This window comes from Ursidibacter arcticus (assembly GCF_009761375.1).
GTDB lineage: Bacteria > Pseudomonadota > Gammaproteobacteria > Enterobacterales > Pasteurellaceae > Ursidibacter > Ursidibacter arcticus.
Window position 1 is genome coordinate 1 of record NZ_LEKM01000063.1, and the last position, 5008, is coordinate 5008.

General features: G+C 37.5%; 4 protein-coding genes. 2 read left to right on the forward strand and 2 right to left on the reverse strand.

Going from position 1 to position 5008, the window contains the following annotated elements; genetic code table 11:
• Positions 1–154: 154 nt before the first annotated feature.
• Positions 155–622 carry an outer membrane lipoprotein gene (locus A1D25_RS01770; protein ID WP_157394009.1) on the reverse strand — a complete coding sequence of 156 codons (468 nt, stop codon included), beginning with the start codon at positions 620–622 and terminating at the stop codon, positions 155–157.
• A gap of 17 nt (positions 623–639) precedes the next feature.
• Positions 640–1257 carry a VOC family protein gene (locus A1D25_RS01775; RefSeq protein ID WP_157394012.1) on the reverse strand — a complete coding sequence of 206 codons (618 nt, stop codon included), beginning with the start codon at positions 1255–1257 and terminating at the stop codon, positions 640–642.
• Between the two features lie 39 nt (positions 1258–1296).
• Here A1D25_RS01775 and argS point away from each other — a divergent pair, with 39 nt between their 5' ends.
• Positions 1297–3024 (forward strand): arginine--tRNA ligase, encoded by a 1728-nt coding sequence (gene argS / locus A1D25_RS01780; RefSeq protein WP_157394010.1) that lies wholly within the window; start codon positions 1297–1299, stop codon positions 3022–3024.
• 85 nt (positions 3025–3109) lie between these two features.
• Positions 3110–4945 (forward strand): selenocysteine-specific translation elongation factor, encoded by a 1836-nt coding sequence (gene selB / locus A1D25_RS01785; RefSeq protein ID WP_157394011.1) that lies wholly within the window; start codon positions 3110–3112, stop codon positions 4943–4945.
• Positions 4946–5008 lie beyond the last annotated feature (63 nt).

The following is a 5008-nucleotide window of genomic DNA, read 5'->3' on the forward strand; positions in this document are numbered from 1 at the left end:
TTTCAATTGGTTATAACTTTCCTTGTGGGGGCGCCACGCTGGCGTCCGAATGAAAAAAGACTTTGTCAATAATCTGAAAAGATCAAATTTGAGCTTTTACTACATATCTATATCAAATAAGACTCTCACTTTTAATAGTGAATCATATCTCTATCTAATTAAGCAAAGAGACATTCAAATCAGAGCTAGAGCCCACGATTCTTACACGTTTACCTGGAACGAAACCATTTTCTTTTTTCTGAACAACAACGATTTCTTTACCATCATCTTTGCGAATAACCATCTCTAATGAAGAAACTTGACTCGCTTTTTCTTCAACTTTACTACCAAGTGCCGCACCTGCAATAGCACCAACAGCAGTTGCAATTGCTTGCCCTGTTCCACCACCGATAGTTGAACCAGCAATACCGCCGATAACACCACCACCAATAGATCCTAATACACCTTGGTTATTAGCCTGAATTTTTACTTCACGAACAGAAACAACCGTACCATAACTAATAGAACGAGCTTCTTTCGCTTGATCGCCACGATAAACATCGCCACTATAAATATCCGTATTAGCACAACCAACTAAAGAAACTGAGGTAAATAGCGCTAAAATAAGTCCAGATTTTTTCATATAAACTCCGAGAAAGGTCAGAAATTATTTTCTGAGCAAATTATTGTATTTATGTCATAAGGGTGAATCTTAAGACAGCAATTATTACGATTAGTTGCATCTTTTAATGTAATCGCAATACTAGGGTTAGGTAATCTTTCAGCTAAAACTCTAGGTTGGCTAATTTTATAACAAATTTGAGCATTTTGTGGCAATTTTAATTGTAATTCTATACGCTTAATCCATTGCTCAACAGTTTCCTTTTCAATAAAAGGAATAACAACTTCTATATGCTCCCAACCTTCTTCTGGATAAACCTTATCTTTAGGAAAGGGTAGTTCAATAATTGAAACCTTCTGTCCACAAAAAACAAGAGGTTCAACTAATTTAATTAAGCAAATAGGGCGACCATTTACCTCACTCTCTTTTAATAATGAATTATCCGCCAATAGAAAATCTCGCCACTGTTGTGCTGTTTCTACATTATTCATTCTTACTGCAAGATGATCGATAGGGTATTTGCTTAAATCCAACCCGATAACTTGAGCAAGTTGTTGAATTTTTTGCTCAAATTGACCTATATCACCGAAATAAGCGGTCATTTTTGATAAAAAATTTGCAAAATCAAAGTTTTTAACAGGGTTTTTTAGTATCATTGCACACATTTTTACAGTATCTCATCAATAGGAATCATCGTGAATATTCAACACATTCTATCGGAAAAAATTAAGCAAGCAATGATTGCAGCAGGGGCAGAGCAAAATGTAGAAGCGCTAGTCCGCCAATCAGGCAAACCACAATTTGGAGATTATCAAGCAAACGGCATTATGGGAGCTGCCAAAAAATTGGGTTGTAACCCAAGAGAGTTTGCTCAAAAAGTGCTAGATAATCTCAACCTAGACGGTATTGTCGAAAAACTGGAAATTGCAGGTCCTGGTTTTATCAATATTTTCTTAAATACTGAATGGTTAGCAAATAACGCAGAGCAAGCTTTAAATAGTGAGAAATTAGGTATTCAGCTATCACAAACCCAGACCGTTGTAGTCGATTACTCTTCGCCAAATGTCGCTAAAGAGATGCACGTTGGACATTTGCGTTCAACGATTATTGGTGATGGTGTAGTACGAGCACTAGAGTTTTTAGGGAATAAAGTTATCCGAGCAAATCACGTTGGCGATTGGGGTACACAGTTCGGAATGTTAATTGCCTACCTTGAAAAAATGGAAAACGAGCACGCAAGCGAGATGGAATTAAGCGATCTAGAAGCCTTCTATCGTGCTGCAAAAGAACATTATGATAGTGATGCCGAATTTGCAGAGAAAGCTCGTAATTATGTCGTAAAACTACAAAGTGGTGATGAGTACTGCCGTACAATGTGGCAAAAACTAGTCAAAATTACAATGGTACAAAATCAGCACAATTATCAACGTCTAAATGTTACGCTTACTGAAAATGATGTAATGGGGGAGAGCCTTTATAACCCAATGCTGCCAGCCATTGTCGCTGATTTACAAGCACAAGGCTTAGCGGTAGAAGACGAAGGTGCGTTAGTTGTTTATCTTGATGAATTTAAAAATAAAGATGGCGATCCAATGGGCGTTATCGTACAGAAAAAAGATGGTGGATTTTTATATACCACAACGGATATCGCAGCTGCCAAATATCGTTATGAAACCTTAAAAGCAGATAGAGCATTGGTTTTCTCTGATACTCGTCAAAGCCAACATATGCAACAAGCGTGGTTAATTACTCGTAAAGCAGGCTATGTGCCTGATAGCTTTAGTCTTGAGCATCACAATTTTGGAATGATGTTAGGTAAAGACGGAAAACCATTCAAAACCCGTACAGGTGGAACGGTAAAATTAGCCGATTTACTTGATGAAGCCGTAGAACGTGCAGAAAAACTAATTGCAGAAAAAAATCCAAATCTTACCGCTTGTGAAAAGCAAGCTGTGGTAGAAGCAGTGGCAATCGGAGCAGTTAAATACTCTGATTTATCTAAAAACCGTACTACCGATTATGTGTTTGATTGGGATAATATGTTGAGCTTTGAGGGCAATACTGCACCTTATATGCAATATGCCTACACCCGTATTCGTTCTATTTTCAGCAAAGCAGGGATAGATCCAACACAATTATCAGGCAAAATTCTCTTAAATGAAGAGAAAGAACGAACATTAGCACTGAAATTATTACAATTCGAAGAAGCGGTAACGACGGTTGCCAAAGAAGGAACGCCACACGTTCTTTGTCAATATCTTTATGAATTAGCAGGGATTTTCTCAAGTTTCTACGAGGCTTGTCCTATTCTTAATGCAGAAGAAAATATTAAACAAAGTCGTTTAAAACTAGCCAGTCTCACCGCTGATACCCTAAAACAAGGATTAGATTTATTAGGTATCAAAACTGTTGAGAAAATGTAATTTAGTCTGTTAGATAACTTCATCAACAGAATTAAATGATTTATCTTTGGGCGGAATTATCCGCCCAAGTTATAGGAGAAAAAGAATGATCATTGTTACCGCAGGCCACGTTGATCATGGTAAAACATCATTATTACACGCACTGACAGGCACACATACCGCTCACTTACCTGAAGAAAAAAAACGGGGGCTAACCATTGATTTAGGCTATGCCTATCTACCAATTGAAAACGATATTTTGGGTTTTATTGATGTACCTGGGCATCAAAAATTTCTGTCAAATATGTTAGCGGGGCTTGGCGGTATTCAACACGCATTATTAGTCGTATCGGCAGAAGAGGGTATAAAGCCACAAACGGTTGAACATCTCGGCATTTTAAAATTACTTAATTTTTCTCATATTATGGTCGTGATTACTAAAGCTGATCGCAGTAATGATGAAAAAATTCAATCCTTAATAACCCAGTTAAAACAACAATTTGATTTATCATCAGCCACATTCTTTATTACTTCAGCTCATACAGGGCAAGGTATCGCCGAACTGAAAACATATTTAATCAGCCTTAACCATACTCATTCTAAGGTAAATCAACCTTTCCGCTATGCTATCGATCGCGTTTTTCACGTTAAAGGAGCAGGGCTTGTGGTAACAGGTACGGCAATTGCAGGTAAAGTCAAAATCGGTGATGAAATATATCTCTCAAATGGGCTAAAAGTTAGAGTAAGAAAAATTCACGCCCAAAACAATGAATCCCCTGAAGGTATTGCAGGACAACGTTTAGCACTCAATATAGCCAATGTTGAAAAAGAGCAAATTCAACGTGGTGACTGGCTAACACAATTAGCCCCAACGCAAGCTAGTGAGCGTATTACCATTCAATTAACTGCCGATCAAAGCATTAAAGAAAACAGTATTATCCATCTCTACCACTACGCCAGCCATATTACCGCCAAACTTAATCTACTCAATGCCACACAAGCGGTGAGAAACGGTAATTATTTTGCAGAAATTATCTGTGATGCTGCACTGCATTTTGCTATTGGAGATAAATTGATTATCCGCAATGGCGATGATAGCCAAACAATTGCTGGCGGTGTGGTACTCGAAATTCATTCACCTAAACGGCATAAACGTAGCGATGCTCGTTTGGCTTATTTAAATCTATTATCACAAGCCGATCAATTATGTTCACGTCTTGCTCTTTATACACAACATCGAGCCATTGATTTATCGCAGTTACTCTGGCAAGAACAAATTTTCCTTGAAGATATCAACACATTAGGTTATCAACAACATAGCAAATGGTTATTTAATCACACATTTAAACAACAGGTTCAACAAAACATTATTGATAAATTAAGCGAATACCATCAACAACATAATGATCAACTGGGGGTAACAAAAGCACGTTTACATCGTATCGTTGCTTTAGATCAGCCTGAAGATCTTATTTATCATTTTATTGATGAATTACTCGCAGAACAAAAATTATCGCAAACACGCGGTTGGATCCATACACCTGAGCATCGTATTGAGTTTAATGACACTGAATTGCAAATTTGGGCAGAAATCAGACCGCTTTTTGAACGAACTAATCAAGCATTATGGGTACGAGATATCGCAAGTGAGCTTTCCATAGATGAAAATGAAATGCGTAACTTACTCTACAAAGCAGGAAAATTAGGTTATTTAGTCCCAATAGTCAAAGATCGCTTTTTACTGCACGAACAAATTAGCCAATTTGCTCAGCTTATTAAGCAGTTTATTCAACAAAATGGCGAGATTTCCGTTAATCAGCTCCGAGATGAAATTCAATATGGACGCAAATTAACAGTTCAACTGATTGAATACTTTGACCGTTCAGGCTTTTTAAGACGCAAAGGAAACGTCCATTTACTTCGAGATAAGGAGACTTATTAAGTCTCAGATTATTGACAAAGTCTTTTTTCATTCGGACGCCAGCGTGGCGTCCCTACAAGGAAA

Coding starts and splice junctions, on each gene's coding strand:
- A1D25_RS01770 (WP_157394009.1), bottom strand. CDS start 622: ATGAAAAAATCTGGACTTATTTTAGCGCTATTTACCTCAGTTTCTTTA.
- A1D25_RS01775 (WP_157394012.1), bottom strand. CDS start 1,257: ATGATACTAAAAAACCCTGTTAAAAACTTTGATTTTGCAAATTTTTTA.
- selB (WP_157394011.1), top strand. CDS start 3,110: ATGATCATTGTTACCGCAGGCCACGTTGATCATGGTAAAACATCATTA.